This window comes from Streptomyces sp. NPDC002209, assembly GCF_042890265.1.
In the GTDB taxonomy this organism is placed as follows: domain Bacteria; phylum Actinomycetota; class Actinomycetes; order Streptomycetales; family Streptomycetaceae; genus Streptomyces.
Genome location: NZ_JBIARX010000003.1, coordinates 1 through 16652, shown reverse-complemented (window position 1 = coordinate 16652; position 16652 = coordinate 1). Strand labels below are relative to the sequence as shown.

Sequence of the window (16652 nt, the reverse complement as noted above, 5' to 3'; positions counted from 1 at the left end):
GCGTTAAGGTCGATCAAGTGGCCGGAACCGTCAACACCTATCGAAGAGTCATCGCCCTGACCGGGCCCCTACTCCCGCTCCTCTCCTTCCTCGCGCGACTGCCCGTTGCGATGTCCCAGTTCGGGAGCGTGCTGCTGGTCGCCGAGACCAGCGGCTCCCTCGCCACCGCCGGCATCGTCGGCGGCACCCTCTCCGCCGGACAGGTGGTCTGCGGGCCCGTCCTGGGCCGGCTCGCCGACCGGTACGGGCAGCGGCCCGTGGTCCTGACCGCCGCCGCGGTCAACGCGGTCGCCACCGGCGCGCTGGTCGCCGGGGCCCTCGGGGGCCTGGCCACCGCCCCGCTCGCCGCGATCGGCGCCGTCACCGGGGCCTCCGTACCGCTGATCGGGCCGCTCGCCCGGACCCGCTCCGTGGCCCTCGCCCACCGCGCCGGGGCCGACGAGGGCGTGGTGGGCGCCGTCCACTCGCTCGAGGGCACCCTGGACGAGGTCTCCTTCGTCTTCGGGCCGGCCCTCGTCGGCCTCGCCGCGCTCGCCCTGCACCCCGCGGTCGCCCTCGGCGGGGCCGCCGCCCTCGTCGCCGTCTTCGGGACCGCCTTCGCCCTGCACCCGACCGCCGCCGTCACGGCCGGGGCGGGCCCGAAGGCCGACCACGAAGCCGGTGCCGGTGCCGGTGCCGGTGCCGATGCCGGTGCCGCCGCCCGCCGCCCCGCCCGCCACCCGCGCGTCGTGTACGCCGTACGGGGCTCCCTGCTGCTCCAGGGCGCCATGTTCGGCGCCTGCCAGGCCGGAATCGCCGCCCTCACCGCTCGTTTGGGCGTCCCCGGCCAGGCCGGCATCGTCTACGCCGCCATGGGCGTTGTCAGCGCCGCCGTGGGCCTCGCCCTCGGGGCGCTGCCCGCCCGCATCGGGCTGCGGCTGCGCTGGCGGACGGCGACCGCCGCCGCGCTGGTGCTCTCCGTACCGCTGCTCTTCACCGACACCCTGTGGCCGCTGTACGCGGTCGTCACCGTGCTCGGGGCCGCCTACGCCCCCCACCTGATCACCGCGTTCGCGCTGACCGAGCGGGTCGTTGAGCCGGCCCGGCTCGCCGAGGCCACGGCCTTCGCCGCGAGCTCGCTCGTGGCCGGGCAGGCCGCCGCGCTCGCCGCATCCGGACGGCTCGCCGAGTCGTACGGGCCCGCCGGGGCCTTCGCCGTGGCCGTCGGGGCGGCCGCACTGTCCCTGCTCCTCGCCCTGGTCACCCGGGTGCCGGCGGCCCGGACGCACCCCGCCGCGCCGAAGGTCTTCATCCCGGCGCAGCAGAGCGCCTCCCCGGACGTGGCCGGGAGCCCGTCGGGCCCGTCCGGTTCCTCCTACGCCGGGCGCTGAAGCACCACCAGACACCGTCCTGTCAGCGCCACCCGGTCCCCGGCTGCATACTGCGGCCCGGTGCCGGGTGGCAGTACGTCGGGCCGCGCCGTGTCCACGACCAGCCGCCACTGCGCCCCGTGCCCGGCCGGGACGGTGAACTCCTGTGGATCGGCTCCCGCGTTGAACATCAGCAGGAACGAGTCGTCCGTGATCCGCTCCCCGCGCGAGCCCGGCTCGGAGATCGCCTCCCCGTTGAGGAACACCGTCAGCGAGCGCGCGTGCTGCGCCTGCCAGTCGCGGGCCCGCATCGGCTCCCCGTGCGGGGTGAACCAGGCGATGTCCGACAGCTCGTCGTCGGTGCCCTCCACCGGCCGGCCGTGGAAGAACCGGCGCCGCCGGAACACCGGGTGGTCGCGCCGCAGCCACACCATCCGCCGGGTGAACTCCAGCAGGGAGGGCGCCGGTTTGCCCGGCTCGGGCCAGTTGACCCAGGACAGCTCGTTGTCCTGGCAGTACGCGTTGTTGTTGCCGCCCTGCGAGCGGGCGAACTCGTCGCCGTGGCTGAGCATCGGCACGCCCTGCGAGAGCATCAGGGTGGCCGTGAAGTTGCGCATCTGGCGCTCGCGCAGCTCCTGGATCTCCGGGTCCTCCGTCGGCCCCTCGACCCCGCAGTTCCAGGACCGGTTGTGGGTCTCCCCGTCCCGGTTGCCCTCCCGGTTCGCCTCGTTGTGCTTCTCGTCGTACGAGACGAGGTCGTTGAGGGTGAAACCGTCGTGGCAGGTGGTGAAGTTGATCGAGGCCAGCGGGCGGCGCCCGTCGTCCTGGTACAGGTCCGAGGAGCCGGTCAGCCGCCCCGCGAACTCCGCGAGCGTCCGCGGCTGGCCGCGCCACAGGTCCCGCACGGTGTCCCGGTACTTGCCGTTCCACTCGGTCCACAGCGGCGGGAAGTTCCCCACCTGGTAGCCGCCCTCGCCCAGGTCCCAGGGCTCCGCGATCAGCTTCACCTGGCTGACCACCGGATCCTGCTGGACCAGGTCGAAGAACGAGGACAGCCGGTCCACCTCGTGGAACTGCCGGGCGAGCGTGGCGGCGAGGTCGAAGCGGAACCCGTCCACATGCATCTCGGTGACCCAGTACCGCAGCGAGTCCATGATCAGCTGGAGCACGTGCGGGGAGCGCATGAGCAGCGAGTTCCCGGTCCCGGTCGTGTCCATGTAGTGCCGGGGATCGTCCGCGAGGCGGTAGTACGAGGCGTTGTCGAGCCCCCGGAAGGACAGCGTCGGGCCCAGGTGGTTGCCCTCGGCGGTGTGGTTGTAGACCACGTCGAGGATCACCTCGATCCCTGCCTCGTGCAGGGCCCGCACCGCCGACTTGAACTCCAGCACCTGCTGGCCCCGGTCACCGGAGGCGTAGCCGTTGTGCGGGGCGAAGAAGCCGATCGTGTTGTAGCCCCAGTAGTTGCTCAGCCCGTCGTCGACCAGCCGGTGGTCGTTCACGTACTGGTGCACCGGCATCAGCTCCAGCGCCGTCACCCCGAGCTTGCTGAGGTGCCCGATGACCGCCGGGTGCGCGAGGGCCCCGTACGTGCCGCGCAGCTCCTCGGGCAGATCGGGGTGACGCATGGTCAGACCCTTGACGTGCGCCTCGTACAGCACGGTGTGGTGGTACTCGTGGCGCGGCGGGCGGTCGTTCGCCCAGTCGAAGTACGGATTGACCACGACCGAACTCATCGTGTGCGGGGCCGAGTCGAGGTCGTTGCGCGAATCCGGCCGGCCGAAGTGGTAGCCGTACACCTCCTCGCCCCAGTCGACGCTGCCCGCCACGGCCCGCGCGTACGGGTCCAGCAGCAGCTTGGCCGCGTTGCAGCGCTGCCCGCGCTCGGGCTCGTACGGGCCGTGCACGCGGAAGCCGTAGCGCTGCCCCGGCATCACCCCGGGCAGGTAGGCGTGGCGTACGAAGGCATCGGTCTCGCGCAGCTCGACGGCGGTCTCCGAGCCGTCCTCGTGGAGCAGGCACAGTTCGATGCGTCGGGCGGCCTCGGAGTAGACCGCGAAATTGGTGCCGGCGCCGTCGTACGTGGCGCCGAGCGGATACGCCTGTCCCGGCCAGACCTGCATGGATACGACTCTTCCCCTCGTTCCCCCGGCTGTTCGGGCTGTTGGTTCGGCTGATCCGGCGTGGACCACGTCCCTGCAGATCTTCCCCGAAAGTGGGCCCGCACGCGGGGACTTGGGATGCTCCTCCCGGGTGACCCGGAGAGCTGATATGCGGGTCAGCGGACTATGCGGGCATCGGATAATGGGTCAACGGACCACCGGTGTAAGGGCCATCGGGCTGCATCGGGCGCCGCGCTCGGAGTACCCTTCCGTGATCACTGGAGACGGGCGTCCAGACGCAGAAGGCGGTGCACGGGTGAGCTCGGGAGGTCTGGAGCTGCCCCCTGGTGACAACGGTCACGAGGGCGGCCCGGCGGACGCCCCAGGAGGTGCACCGGGTGGTGCGCCCGGCGGGGTGTCGGGCGGCGTGTCGGGCGGGGTTCCCACGGGGGTGCCGGCCGGGGCGGTGTCGCTGGCTCCGGCGGCGGCCGGGAGCGCGCGGGCCGGGGCCGAGCTGGACTGGGGCGCGGACGCGTGGAGCGAGGTCCGGACCCGGGCGCAGCGCGCCGGGCGTGCGTACATCTGGCTGAACCTGATCGAGCAGAGGCTGCGCGCCGTCGTCGGCGCGGTGCTGCGGCCGATCTACGAGCCCGTGCACGGCGGGGACGACTGGGTGGTCGCCGCCGCCGGACCCGCCGGCCAGGAGTGGGTGCAGCGGGCCGTCGCGGTCCGCGAGGTCAGCCGGCGCAAGGGCTACCTGCTGGACCCGGCGGACGACAACGTACTGAGCTTCCTGACGCTCCCGCAGCTGCGGGAGCTCATGGTCCAGCACTGGCCGTGCTTCGAGCCGTACTTCGACGACCGGCGCGAGATCGAGCTCGCGCTCGACGAGCTGGAGGTCACCCGGAACGTGGTCTCCCGCAACCGGGCGCTGTCGCGGGCGGTGCTGGAGCAGGCGGAGCGGGCCTCGGCCCGGCTGCTGGAGGTGCTGGGCGGCGGTGCGGGCTCCCCGGCGGCGGACCGGCTGCCGATCGACGCCGTCGAGGACCTCGTGGGCGACCGGTACGCGGACGTGATCTCGGTCCACCCGGACCGGGTGCGGCTGCAGCGCCAGCTCCCGGCGGAGGACCTGTTCGGCGGCGCGCGGCGGCTCGACGCCATCGGCATAGGCCTCAACCTGCTGGTGCAGAACTTCTCGGGCCGAAGACTCGTGCGCCTCACGGAGGCCGGCTGCCGGGTCCGGCTGCTGTTCCTGAACCCCGCCAGCAGCGCCGTCAAGCGGCGGGAGCGGGAGCTCGGCCTGCGCAAGGGCGAGCTGAGCCGCTCGGTGGAGATGAACATCCTGCACGTGCGCCGGGTGCGGGCGGGGCTGCGGGATCCCTCGCGGTTCGAGATCCACGTCTTCGACGAGACGCCCCGCTTCACCGCCTACCTGGTGGAGGGGGAGTCCTCGGGCATCGCCGTCGTGCAGTCGTACCTGCGCCGGGCGCGCGGCATGGAGGCGCCGGTGCTGGTGCTGCGGGGCGGCGGGGCCCGCGGTTCCTCGCGGGACGCGGAGCACGGGCTGTTCCCGACGTACCGGGAGGAATTCGAGTCGATCTGGCAGGACTCCCGCCCGGTGTCGTGACTGTCAGTGCCCCGTGGCAGGCTGAAAGTCGTTGACCGAAGGTGTACGGGGTGCACGGGGAGTACGGGGGAGGGGCACGGGGTGGAGAACTGGCGCGGCACGGGGAACTGGCACGGCGGTGTGCTGATCGGATTCGACCTGGAGACGACCGGCACGGAGCCGGGGGAGTCGCGGATCGTGACGGCGGCGGTGGTCGAGGTGCGGGCGGGCGAGGTGCGCGAACGGCGCGGCTGGCTCGCGGACCCGGGGATACCGATCCCCGAGGGCGCCTCGGCGATCCACGGGATCAGCACGGAGCGCGCGGTGGCGGAGGGCCGCCCGGCGCGGGAGGTCGCGGACGAGGTCGCGCAGGCGCTGGTCGGGCACTGGCGGCGGGGCGCGGTGGTCGTCGCGTACAACGCGGCCTTCGACCTGACCCTGCTGACGGCCGAGTTGGCCCGGCACGGGCTGCCCTCGCTGGCCGACCGGCTGGGCGGGGCCCAGCAGACCGGGCCGGTGGTGGACCCGCTGACCATCGACCGGGCCGTGGACCGCTACCGGCGCGGCAAGCGGACCCTGGAGGCGGTGTGCGGGGTGTACGGGGTGACCCTGGACGCCGCGCACGACGCGGGCGCGGACGCGCTGGCCGCGGTGCAGGTGGCTCGCGCGATAGCCGCCCGCCACCCGGAGGTGGCGGCGCTCACCCCGGCCGACCTGCACACCCGGCAGGGCGGCTGGCACGAGCGCTGGGCCCGCGACTTCCAGTCCTACCTGCGCCGGCAGGGCACCCCGGACGCGGTGATCGACACGGCGTGGCCGCTGCGGAGCCTGCTGCCGGCCTCGGCCTGAGGGCTGCGCGGGCCACTGCGCGCGGCCCGCGCCCCGCTCCGGGCGGTGCTCGTCGACGGCCCCTGGTACCTGACCGGCCGGCTCGGCCGGGGTGCCGGGCGCAACCCGGTGGCGTTCGGAGGGGAAGTGAGGAAGGCTCGCGCGCATGGTTTCGGTATTGCAGAACGTGGCGATTGACTGTGCGGATGCCTACGGGCTGGCCCGGTTCTGGAGCGGGGTGACGGGCCGTCCACTGCATCCGGAGGACAAACCGGGCGACCGGGAGACTCAGGTGCTGCTGGCGGAGGGCCCGGTGCTGTACTTCAACCAGGTGCCCGAGCCCAAGGCGGTCAAGAACCGGATCCACCTGTGTTTGCGCCCCGAGACGTCGCGTGAGCAGGAGGTGGAACGGCTGCTCGGCCTCGGTGCCACCCTGGTCGCCGATCACCGCAATCCCGACGGCTCCGGCTGGGCAGTCCTTGCCGACCCCGAAGGCAACGAATTCTGCGTTCTTCGCAGCGAGTCCGACCGGGCCGCGACGGGTTCCTGACGCCCACGCGCCGTCCTGGCCGGTCTGGCATGACCGCCGGTCACAGCCACTCGTTGACGACACGACCTACCGGCGGCTCCCGCGGGGCGGTCGGGCCCTGGTCAGATCGTGACCGGACCGCGGGCGGTGGCGAACTCGACCGAGACCAGGCCCGGTTCCTCGTCCTCGACCCAGGTGACGTCGATCTGGTCGAGGGGGTGGTCGGCCGGTTCGCCGAGGAATTCGGCGATCGAGGCGCCGTCGCCGGCGATGGAGACCCCGTGGATGGTGGTGGAGGTGCGCGGGTCGGCGCTCGGGCGCTCCTCGACGGGGACCAGCCACTGGAGGAAGTAGGGCAGTTGGGGGTCCTCCATCAGTTCCAGCAGGCCGATCTGTTTCCACCTCAGGTCGAACCCGTCGGGGCGGACACGGTGGCCCTCGGCCGAGGTGCGCCCGAGGCGGGCCTCGACCGGGGAGATGTCGTCGACGGAGACCACCCAGCCGAGCCAGCCGCCGCCCTCGGCGGCGCGGCGCGCGACCGCCTGGCCGAAGGGTGCGCGGTCGGCGGCGGGGTGGTCGAGTGTGGTGACGACCTCGACGTAGGTGCCGCCGCTCAGCGGGAGAATGAAATTGCGGGTGCCGAATCGCGGGTGCACGCCCCCGTCGACGAACCCGCCGCCGAGGGCCGATCCGATCCACTGGACGGTCGAGACGAAGCTGTCGCGGGCCACCGCATAGGACACGTGATCAAGTCGCACCGCGCCATCATCACCCGACAACCCGCACAAACCCTGACGCCACGCCACGCCCGCCGCCCCGGCCGCGTCCGCCGCGGATTGGGCCGTGGAGCGGATCGGTCATCGTCATCCCGGCGGGGGAGGCCCGGTCGAAGCCGGGCAGCGGCGCTCTAGAAGGCGTGCCAGCGCATTTCCGGGTCGCCGTCGCGCAGGGAGGCCACCCGGCGGCGGAATTCGGCCAGCGCCTTCGGGTTCGTCGGGGCGTGCTGGGCGACCCAGGCGCAGCTGGCCGTCTCGCGGGCGCCCCGCAGCACCGCGCAGCCCGCCCAGTCGCGCACGTCCCATCCGTACGCCGCCGTGAAGGCCTCGTACGACTCCGGCGGCAGCCCGTACCGGTCGCGGGAGAGGGCCATCACCACCAGGTCGTGCTCGCGCAGATCGGCCGAGACGGTCTCCAGGTCCACCAGGACCGGCCCGTCCGGGCCCACGTGCACGTTGCGGGGGAGGGCGTCGCCGTGGATCGGGCCCGGCGGCAGGTGCGGGGTGAGCGCGGCCACCTCGCCGGCGTACGCATCGCGCCGGGCCCGCAGGTACGCCGCGTCGGCCGGGTCGACGGCCTCGCCGGCCAGCCGCAGCCAGCGCTCGACCCCGCCCAGCAGGTCCCGCGCGGGCAGCGCGAACGGCGCCGCCGGGAGGGCGTGGATCTGCCGCAGCAGCGCCGCCAGGTCCTCCGGAGCGGCCGGCCGGACCGCGTCCGCGAGGCGGTGCCACAGGGTCACCGGGTGCCCCGCCACCAGCCGCGGCTTCGGCTCGGCGGCACGCACCGCCGGGATCCCGGCCTCCTCGAGCCAGCCCGCCACGGCGAGCTCCCGCTCGGCCCGCTCCAGCAGCCCCGCCTCCCGGCCGACCTTCACCACCAGCTCGCCGGCCGCGAAGACCGCGTTCTCACCCAGCGCCAGCAGGACGGCCGGCCCCGTGAGCCCCGCCGCCACCAGCACACCTCTGGCCTGCGCTTCGTCCATGCCGCCTCTCCACATCCGGATCACCGCGAATCCGCCAAGTCTTGCATTTCACCCTCACCGGTTCCCCGCCCGGCGGCCGGATATCTCCGTTGCACGAGACGTATCGTCTCGTTAGGGTCGATGCATGACCTCAGCCAAGCCCGCACACATCGCCATGTTCTCCATCGCCGCCCACGGGCACGTGAACCCGAGCATCGAAGTGATCCGGGAACTCGTCGCCCGCGGCCACCGCGTCAGCTACGCCATCCCCGCCTCCTTCGCCGAGAAGATCGCGGAGACCGGCGCCACACCGGTGATCTGGCACTCCGTCCTCCCCACCGACGACGAACCCGAGGCCTGGGGCACGGAGCTCATCGACAGCATCGAGCCGTTCCTGGACGACGCCGTCCAGGCCCTGCCGCAGCTCGCCGCCGCCTTCGAGGGCGACGAGCCCGACCTGGTCCTCCACGACATCACCTCCTACCCGGCGCGGGTCCTCGCCCACCGCTGGGGCGTCCCCGCCGTCTCCCTCTCCCCGAACCTGGTCGCCTGGACCGGGTACGAGGAGGAGGTCGGCGAGCCGATGACGGCCGGACTGCGCGCCTCCGAGCGCGGGCAGGCGTACTACGCCCGCTTCCGCGCCTGGCTCGACGAGAACGGCATCGAAGAGGACAGCGACCCCTTCGTCGGCCGGCCGCGCCGCAGCATCGTCCTCATCCCCCGCGCCCTCCAGCCCCACGCCGACCGCGTCGACGAGTCCGTCCACACCTTCGTCGGCGCCTGTCAGGGCGACCGCAGCGCCGAGCAGGGCACCTGGGAGCGCCCGGCGGCAGCAGAGGGGAAGAAGGTGCTGCTGGTCTCCCTCGGCTCCACCTTCACCAAGCAGCCCGCCTTCTACCGCGCCTGCATCGAAGCCTTCGGGGACCTGCCCGACTGGCACGTCGTCCTCCAGATCGGCAAGTACACCGACGAGGCCGAACTGGGCACCGTCCCCGCCAACGTCGAGGTCCACCGCTGGGTTCCCCAGCTGGACATCCTGCACCGGGCCGACGCCTTCATCACCCACGCGGGCGCCGGCGGCAGCCAGGAGGGCCTCGCCACCGGCACCCCGATGGTCGCCGTCCCGCAGGCCGCCGACCAGTTCGGCAACGCCGACGTGCTCCAGGGACTCGGCGTCGCCCGACACGTCCCGATGGAGGAGGCCGACGCCGCGACCCTGCGGGCCGCCGTCCTCGCGCTCGTCGAGGATCCCGAGGTCGCCGCCCGGGCCGGGGCCGTCCGTGCGCAGATGGCCACCGAGGGCGGCACGCGACGGGCCGCCGACCTCGTCGAGGCCGAACTGGCCGCCCTGTCGGTGCGCAGTCCTATCGTTCGGTCATGACCACGAAGACCACGAAGACCACGAAGGCCCCGAAGAAGTACGCGGCCCTGCTGCGCGGAATCAACGTCGGCGGGGCCAAGAAGGTCCCGATGGCCGAGCTGCGCGAGATCCTGGCGGGCCTCGGCCACACCGACGTGCAGACGTACCTCCAGAGCGGAAACGCCGTCTTCGCCAGTACGGAGAACGACACGGCCGCCCTGGCCCGCGAGCTGGAGCGGGCCATCGAGGCGCACTTCGGCTTCACGGTGCGCTGCCTGGTGGTCGACGGCGGCTACCTGCGCGCCGTCGCCGAGGCCTGCCCCTTCCCTGCCGCCGAGCTGGAGGGCAGGCAGCTGCACGCGACCTTCCTCTCCGAACAGCCGGCCGAGGAGCGGTTCGCCCCGATCGACGGGCCCGCCTACCTCCCGGAGGAGTACCGGATCGGCGACCGGGTCGTCTACCTCTACGCCCCGAACGGGCTGGGCCGCTCCAAACTGGCCGAGGCCCTCGCCAAGCCCGCCGTGTTCAAGGGCATCGACGCGACGACCCGCAACTGGAACACCGTCGCCAAGCTCGTCGAGCTGACGGAGGACGCCCGCTGAGCGGCCTCGAAGCCGCTCAGCCCCAGTCGATGTCGGCCAGGCCCTCCAGCGGACTGCGGTCCTCCACGGCCTCCGGGACCACCAGCGTGTCCGCCTGGAGCAGCGCGGCGGGCAACTTCAGGCCCGTCCGCTTCTGGACCTCGGTCAGCTTGACCTGGAACACCCGGAACTCGTCCAGCTCCAGGACCTCCGCCAGGACCAGGTTCTGGGTCAGCAGGAACGCCTTGGCCTTGAGGGTGCCCTTCTCGCCGTACACGAGCAGCTTCCAGAACTCGCGCGGAAGCTGCACGCCCCTGAAGACGCGGTCGTCGTCCTGGAACACCGGCCCGCCGAACACGCTGACCCTCAGGCCCTCGACCTCGACCTCCTCGAACAGGGCGTTCTCCAGCTCACCCCAGATGCCGGCCTTCGCGCTCTGGTTGAAGTCGTCCATCTGCGGGGTGATGTTGGTGTAGAAGAACGAGTCGGTGTTGGCGCGGTCCGCCTCGGGCATCGGCCCCCAGATCAGGTCGGCGCGGCGCGCGATGTGGCCCCGGTCGAGCCGGTTGCCCTTGTAGATCTCGTTGCCGACCTGGACGTCGGCCGGCAGCCGCGGATCCTTCTTGAACTCGATCCCGGTGCGGTCGATCTTCTTGATGGCGCCGCCGTCGATGTTCCAGGCCACCCAGAACGCGAACCGCCGCTTCCCGTTCAGCGCCAGCGAGAAGTGGGTGTACGGGATGACCTCGGTCCCGGAGAGCTGCACGGCATCCGCCTTGACGGCCGCTCCCAGCTGCGGGGTGGGTATCGGCACCATGAGGAAGCCCGGGTCGTACCCGGTCACGGCCTCCAGCGAATCGCGGGCCGGCGCCTGGAGGGTGATCTTCAGTTCCTCGAAGACCGCGTGGGGGAAGCAGGCCAGCGCCCGGTCCTCGGGGTCCGCGTCGCTCTCGCCGCCGAAGTGCAGACCGGCCAGTACGTCGGTCGGCCTGCCGGTGCGCGCCTTGAACAGCCAGGCCGAACCGGAGTCGCCGGGCAGGCTGATCTCGTCGCCGTCCGCCGGGTGGCCGGGGTCGGGGCCTATCTCGAAGCACTCGATCTCGCGCACGCCGACCGGCGGCCCGTAGTTGATGCTCACCTTGGCGAACGGCCGCGTCACCACCCCGTGCGTGACACCGGTGGTCCGCCCGCTCTTGACGACCTTGTCGTCGATCTGCGGCTCGCCCAGCTTCGTCGGCGTGACCCCGAGGTCGAGGATGGCCGTGTCGAAGTCGCGTTCCGTGATGCCGGCGACGGCGCAGTCGCCGGCCTGGCCGAGGTGGGAGCGCTTGAGCGTGCCCAGCCGGTTCAGGGCGATGCGGCTGTCGTCGGCGGTCCCGGGCTGCACGACCTCGTCGCCCGGCACGCCCTTGCGGCCGTTCAGCACGTGCCAGTTGCTCAGGACACAGGTGGAGCCGTCGTTCTTGTCGAAGACGATGCAGCCGAGGGTGCCGGCGCTCACCTTGACGTTGCCGACGCTCACCCCGGGACGGACCGGGTCGACGCGCTTCTGCCGCTCGGGCGTCTGGGCCTCGGGCACCACGAGGAAGTGCGGTTTGTAGCTGCGCTGCACGACGTCCGTCGGCACCTTGACGCCGCCGCCTATGTCGATGACCGCGGGTATCTCGACGCTCCCCACGTCGCGTACGCCCTCCGGCCGGACCTTCTTGTCCACCGTGAACTGCAGTGCCAGTTCCTTGCTCCGCTTCCCGTTCTTCTCCTTGTAGCCGATGCCGATCGAGGACACGTTCGGGTCGCTGAGGTAGCTCGACCCGCGGGTACGGATGAATTGCTTGAGCGAGGTGATCAGTTCGTCCTGGCCGTTCGCGGGCCTGGCGGACGTGCGCTTCTTGACAGCCATCAGGGGCTCCCTTCAGGCAAGGAGTTCAGGCGAGAGAAGCCCCGCCGAGAAGATTCCGGCCCCCGAGATGGTTGAAATGGACGCAAACAGACCGGGGCTCCCCGCTCCGTGCGTGTACTTCCAGCCTACGGCCGGGCTACTGGCCGAGCGCGTCGAGGACGGCCAGCTCCTGGGGCGTCAGGTGGATGGTTGCCGCGTCAATGTTTTCGGCCAGGTGGGCGGGGGATCCGGTGCCCGGCATGGGACACAGCACCGGCGACCGGTGCAGCAGCCAGGCCAGCGCGATCTGCCCCGGGCCCGCGCGGTGCTCGGCGGCCACGGCGGTCACCGCGGCCGCGCTCTCGCGGGTCAGGGTGCCACTGCCCAGGGGGTAGTACGGGAGGAAGGCGATCCCCCGCGCCTCGCACAGCGCGAGCACCTCCGCCGAGGACCGGTCCAGCAGGTTGTACGGGTTCTGGACGGCGGCGACCGGGACGAGCTCCAGCGCCTCGCGCAGCTGTCCGGCGGTGACCGTGTCCAGCCCGATGTGCCGGATCTTGCCCTCTTCCCGCAACCCGGCGAGCGCTCCCAGCTGTTCGGCCATCGGGACCGAGGGATCGAAGCGGTGCAGCTGGTAGAGGTCGATGCACTCCACCCGCAGCCGCCGCATGCTCGCCTCGCACATCGCCCGCAGCTGCTCGGGACGCCCGGCGAGATGCCACCGGTCGGGGCCGGTGCGCACCACCCCGCCCTTCGTGGCGACGACGAGCTGCTCCCCGTACGGGTGGAGGGCCTCGGCGATCAGCTCCTCGGCCAGGTCGGGGCCGTAGTTGTCGGCGGTGTCGAGGAACCCGACCCCGCGGTCGACGGCGGTGTGCAGCAGGGCCCGGGCCTCGGCGCGGCTGCCTCGCGGGCCCCAGTAGCCCGGTCCGACCAGACCGCCCGTGCCGAGGCCGAGCCGTCGTACGGGGAGATCGCCGCCGAGAAGGAACATGTCGTCCACCATGCCCCGACGGTAACTCAGGACGCCGGATGTGCCAGGCTCCTGGCCATGCGTTACATCATCATCGGCGCCGGCGCGATCGGCGCGACCATCGGCGGACGGCTGGCGGAAACGGGCGCGCAGGTCGTGCTCGTCGCGCGCGGCGCCCACGCGCAGGCCCTCACGGCGGACGGGCTGCGGCTCACGACGGCGGACGGGGCCCGGGTCCACCGGATCCCCGTGGTCACGGGCCCGGCGGAACTGGGTGAACTGCAGCCGGACGACGTACTGCTGCTGACCGTGAAGACCCAGGACGCTATCGCCGCGCTCGACGCGTGGGGCGACGCGGAGGTGGCGGGCGGCGGCACGGCGGCCCAGCGGCTGCCGGTGCTGTGCGCGCAGAACGGGGTGGAGAGCGAGCGGCTGGCGCTGCGCCGTTTCGCGCGCGTGTACGGGGTCTGCGTATGGCTGCCCGCCACGTTCCTGGAACCGGGGGTGGTGTCCGCGCTGTGCACGCCGCTGACGGGCATCCTGCACATCGGACTGGCCGCCGGGGGCGCGGACGCGCGGGCCCGGCGGATCGCGGCCGACCTGGAGAAGGCCGGCTTCGAGGCGCCGGTCGTCGAGGACGTGATGCGGTGGAAGTACGCCAAGCTGCTGGGCAACCTGGGCAACGCGATCCAGGCGACGACCGGGCCGGAGCCCGGCCCGGCGAAGGCGGCGCTGCTGCAGCGGGCGCAGCGGGAGGCCAGGGCGGCGCTCGACGCGGCGGGGATCGCGTACGCCTCGGACGCGGAACAGTCGGCGGCCCGTGACGGCAAGGTCGACCAGCCGCCCGGCCTGCGGGGCGGCTCCTCCTGGCAGTCGCTGCGGCGCGGCACGGGCTCGATCGAGGCGGACTACCTGAACGGCGAGATCACCCTGCTGGGGCGCCTCCACGGGATCCCGACCCCGGTGAACGACACCCTGCGCCACGCGGCGAACATCTTCGCCCGCGAGGGCCTCCCGCCGGGCGCGATGTCCATCGAGGACCTGACCTCCCTGGCCGACGAGGCCACGGCCCGCGCGTAGCCGCCGCAAGGTCCGCTCCGCCGTCGACGGCCTTCAGGCCTTCAGGCCGTCAGGGCCGGGAGGCGGGACGGGACCGACGCGGCCGCGTCGTAGCGGTGCAGGAGGAGACGGGCCAGTTCCGGGGCCGCGCCGAGGACGGCGGAGACGACGTCCGCGCCGGAGTCGGCGGCGCCGGCCGCGATCCGGTCCGGGAGGCGCCCGGGGGCGATGACGTACGGGGCCACCGCCACCCGGCGCACGCCCTGCGCGCGCAGCGCCCGTACGGCGTCCTCCGTACGGGGCAGAGCAGCGGAGGCGAACGCAGGCCGCACGGCGCACCAACCGGTGTGCCGCCACTCCCGCGCGATTTCAGCGATCACTGCGATCGCCTCCGGGTCCGAGGAACCGGCGGACGCGAGCACCACACCGGTGGTGGCGCGGTCCGCCGGGTCGAGGCCGGCCTCGAACAGACGGCGTTCGAGGGCCGAGACGAGCAGCGGCGAGGGGCCGAGGACCTCGGCGAGCCGGACCGAGAGGCCCGGCTGCCGGGTGGCGGACTCCGACAGCACCGCCGGGATGTCCGCCTTGGCGTGGAAGGCCCGCGTCAGCAGCAGCGGCAGGGCCACCACGTCGCGGACGCCTTCGGCGTGGAGGGCGGACAGGACCTGGTCGACGCGCGGGGCGTTGAAGTCCAGGAACGCCGTCTCCACCCGCAGTCCGGGCCGCAGCGCCCGCACCCGCCGGGTGAGGGCGTGCACGGTCGCCGCGTGCCGCGGGTCGCGGCTGCCGTGGGCTATGACCAGCAGGACGGGGTACATGCCGGTCAGCCCTTGACCAGCAGGCCGCGGCTGCGCAGGACGTAGCGCTCGACGGGGCTGAAGATGAGCAGGTCGATGGCGATGCCGACGACGAGGATGAGGATGATCGCGAGGAACACGCCGGGCAGGTCGATGTTGTTGCGGCCGTTCTCGAGGAGCTGGCCGAGGCCGAGGCCGAGGTCGGGGGAGCTGGCGATGATCTCGGCGGCCATGAGGGAGCGCCAGGAGAAGGCCCAGCCCTGCTTGAGGCCGGCGAGGTAGCCGGGCAGGGCGGCGGGCATGACGACGTGGCGGGCGCCGCGCAGGCCGGTGGCGCCGAGGGTGCGGCCGGCGCGCAGGTGGAGCGGGGGGATCTGGTCGATGCCGGAGACGAGGCCGTTGGCGATCGAGGGGACCGCGCCGAGCAGGATCACCGTGTACATCATGGCGTCGTTGAGGCCGAACCAGAGGACGGCCGGGGGTACCCAGGCGACCGAGGGCAGGGACTGCAGGCCTTGGAGGATGGGGCCGATCGCGGCGCGGACGAACTTGACGCGGGCGACGAGGAGGCCGAGCGGGGTGCCGATGGCGAGGGCGAGGAGGAAGCCGAGCAGGCCGCGGGAGACGCTGGTCCAGACGACTTCCAGCAGGGTGCCCTTGAGCCACATGTCGGACAGGCTGTCCCAGACTGCGGACAGCGGGGGCAGCTTGGTCGGGTCGGTGACCTTCGCCGCGACGAGGACCTGCCACACCAGCAGGACCAGGCCCACGGCGATGAACGGCGGCAGGACCTTCTTGACGAGGACCTCGCGGGCGGGGGTGCGGTGGGTCTGGACGGCGTCGAGGGCGTCCAGGCCGGCTTCCAGACCGGCCAGGTCGTCCGTCTTCGCCTTCGTGTCAGTGCTGGCCATGGCGGCGGATCTCCCCACGCAGGTGTTCAGTGATCTCGACGGACAGTTCCGCGACGTCGGCGTCCTCGATGCGGCGGGGTTGCGGGATGTCCACGGTCCATTCCTTGGCGACCCGGCCGGGCCGTGAGGAGAGCAGGACCACGCGCTGGGCGAGACGGACGGCCTCACGCACGTTGTGGGTGACGAAGAGGACGGAGACGTCCGTCTCGGCCCAGATGCGGGTGAGTTCGCCGTGCAGGACGTCGCGGGTGATGGCGTCCAGGGCCGCGAACGGCTCGTCCATCAGCAGCAGTCGGCTGTCCTGGGCGAGCGCCCGGGCCAGGGCCACGCGCTGGCGCATGCCGCCGGACAGCTCGTGGACGCGCTTGCCGTGTGCGCCGCCGAGGCGGACCAGTTCCAGCAGGCGTTCGGCCTCCGGCTTGCGGTCGGCTTTGGCCACCCCGCGCAGGCGCAGGGCGAGTTCGATGTTCTTGCCCGCGGTGAGCCACGGGAAGAGGGCGTGCTCCTGGAACATCAGGGCGGGCCGGCCGGCGGTCTCGATGGTGCCCGCGCTGGGCTTGTCGAGTCCGGCGACCAGGTTGAGCAGGGTGGACTTCCCGCATCCCGAGGCCCCCAGGATGGTGACGAACTCGCCGGGCGCGACATCGAGGCTGATGTCGTCCAGGACGAGCTGCGATCCGGCCGGGCCGGAGAAGGACTTCGAGACGTGCGCGATGCGGGCGGCGTGCGTCTGCTCCGCAACCGCGCCCTCGGCAGCCTTGGCGAGTGTGGTGGCCATGGTCGTCACCTCCTGGGATAGCTGGACTACGGGGTTACTTGGCGCCGAGGCCGGCGTCGGAGACCTCGGACTTGCCGGCGGCCTTGAGGACCTTGTTCAGGAGCGTCAGGTCGTAGATGCCGGCGAGGTCGGGCTGCTCGATGAGCTTGGCCTTGACCGCCCAGT

14 protein-coding genes and 2 pseudogenes are annotated in these 16652 nt (G+C 72.6%); 7 read left to right on the top strand and 9 right to left on the bottom strand.

Going from position 1 to position 16652, the window contains the following annotated elements; genetic code table 11:
* The first annotated feature begins 17 nt into the window (after window positions 1-17).
* Window positions 18-1370, top strand: a complete 1353-nt coding sequence (locus ACFYXK_RS07755) for an MFS transporter (RefSeq protein WP_389410271.1) — start codon at window positions 18-20, stop codon at window positions 1368-1370.
* Here ACFYXK_RS07755 and glgX read toward each other — a convergent pair.
* Complete coding sequence (glgX, locus tag ACFYXK_RS07750; RefSeq protein ID WP_389410270.1) at window positions 1355-3469, bottom strand: glycogen debranching protein GlgX; 2115 nt, start codon at window positions 3467-3469, stop codon at window positions 1355-1357. The genes ACFYXK_RS07755 and glgX overlap by 16 nt on opposite strands.
* Before the next feature lie 295 nt (window positions 3470-3764).
* Between glgX and ACFYXK_RS07745 the strand changes: the two genes are divergently transcribed.
* The 3 genes from ACFYXK_RS07745 to ACFYXK_RS07735 all read left to right on the top strand — a co-directional run bounded on the left by ACFYXK_RS07745 (window position 3765) and on the right by ACFYXK_RS07735 (window position 6432).
* The gene (locus tag ACFYXK_RS07745) at window positions 3765-5075 is read left to right on the top strand and encodes an SAV2148 family HEPN domain-containing protein (protein WP_389410269.1); all 1311 of its coding nucleotides are present in this window, start codon (window positions 3765-3767) and stop codon (window positions 5073-5075) included.
* Window positions 5076-5156: 81 nt separating this feature from the next.
* Window positions 5157-5903 (top strand): 3'-5' exonuclease, encoded by a 747-nt coding sequence (locus ACFYXK_RS07740; protein ID WP_389410268.1) that lies wholly within the window; start codon window positions 5157-5159, stop codon window positions 5901-5903.
* A 145-nt stretch (window positions 5904-6048) separates the two neighbouring features.
* Entirely contained in the window at window positions 6049-6432 is a 384-nt protein-coding gene (locus ACFYXK_RS07735; protein WP_389410267.1) for a VOC family protein, read from the top strand.
* A gap of 101 nt (window positions 6433-6533) precedes the next feature.
* On the opposite strand, the gene ACFYXK_RS07730 is transcribed toward ACFYXK_RS07735, so the two are convergent.
* Window positions 6534-7169 carry a VOC family protein gene (locus ACFYXK_RS07730; RefSeq protein WP_389410266.1) on the bottom strand — a complete coding sequence of 212 codons (636 nt, stop codon included), beginning with the start codon at window positions 7167-7169 and terminating at the stop codon, window positions 6534-6536.
* 149 nt (window positions 7170-7318) lie between these two features.
* Window positions 7319-8170 carry a phosphotransferase enzyme family protein gene (locus ACFYXK_RS07725; protein ID WP_389410265.1) on the bottom strand — a complete coding sequence of 284 codons (852 nt, stop codon included), beginning with the start codon at window positions 8168-8170 and terminating at the stop codon, window positions 7319-7321.
* An 80-nt stretch (window positions 8171-8250) separates the two neighbouring features.
* Here ACFYXK_RS07725 and mgt point away from each other — a divergent pair.
* Window positions 8251-9530, top strand: a pseudogene (gene mgt, locus ACFYXK_RS07720) (macrolide-inactivating glycosyltransferase).
* Window positions 9527-10111, top strand: coding sequence for a DUF1697 domain-containing protein (locus tag ACFYXK_RS07715; RefSeq protein ID WP_389410264.1), 585 nt, complete (start codon window positions 9527-9529; stop codon window positions 10109-10111). Before mgt ends, ACFYXK_RS07715 begins: the two are co-directional and overlap by 4 nt.
* Before the next feature lie 16 nt (window positions 10112-10127).
* On the opposite strand, the gene ACFYXK_RS07710 is transcribed toward ACFYXK_RS07715, so the two are convergent.
* Window positions 10128-11990, bottom strand: coding sequence for a DNA/RNA non-specific endonuclease (locus ACFYXK_RS07710; protein WP_389410263.1), 1863 nt, complete (start codon window positions 11988-11990; stop codon window positions 10128-10130).
* A gap of 136 nt (window positions 11991-12126) precedes the next feature.
* Window positions 12127-12975 (bottom strand): aldo/keto reductase, encoded by an 849-nt coding sequence (locus tag ACFYXK_RS07705; RefSeq protein WP_389410262.1) that lies wholly within the window; start codon window positions 12973-12975, stop codon window positions 12127-12129.
* Window positions 12976-13020: 45 nt separating this feature from the next.
* Between ACFYXK_RS07705 and ACFYXK_RS07700 the strand changes: the two genes are divergently transcribed.
* Window positions 13021-14022 carry a ketopantoate reductase family protein gene (locus tag ACFYXK_RS07700; RefSeq protein WP_389410261.1) on the top strand — a complete coding sequence of 334 codons (1002 nt, stop codon included), beginning with the start codon at window positions 13021-13023 and terminating at the stop codon, window positions 14020-14022.
* Window positions 14023-14063: 41 nt separating this feature from the next.
* On the opposite strand, the gene ACFYXK_RS07695 is transcribed toward ACFYXK_RS07700, so the two are convergent.
* The 4 genes and pseudogenes from ACFYXK_RS07695 to ACFYXK_RS07680 all read right to left on the bottom strand — a co-directional run.
* Window positions 14064-14819, bottom strand: a complete 756-nt coding sequence (locus ACFYXK_RS07695) for a sirohydrochlorin chelatase (RefSeq protein WP_389410260.1) — start codon at window positions 14817-14819, stop codon at window positions 14064-14066.
* Between the two features lie 5 nt (window positions 14820-14824).
* The gene (locus ACFYXK_RS07690) at window positions 14825-15709 is read right to left on the bottom strand and encodes an ABC transporter permease (RefSeq protein ID WP_389410259.1); all 885 of its coding nucleotides are present in this window, start codon (window positions 15707-15709) and stop codon (window positions 14825-14827) included.
* On the bottom strand, window positions 15696-16487 hold the full coding sequence (locus ACFYXK_RS07685; RefSeq protein ID WP_389410258.1) for an ABC transporter ATP-binding protein: 792 nt from the start codon (window positions 16485-16487) through the stop codon (window positions 15696-15698). The genes ACFYXK_RS07690 and ACFYXK_RS07685 overlap by 14 nt, the downstream gene beginning before the upstream one ends.
* Window positions 16488-16521: 34 nt before the next feature.
* Window positions 16522-16652, bottom strand: a pseudogene (locus ACFYXK_RS07680) (sulfate ABC transporter substrate-binding protein); the annotation flags it as partial.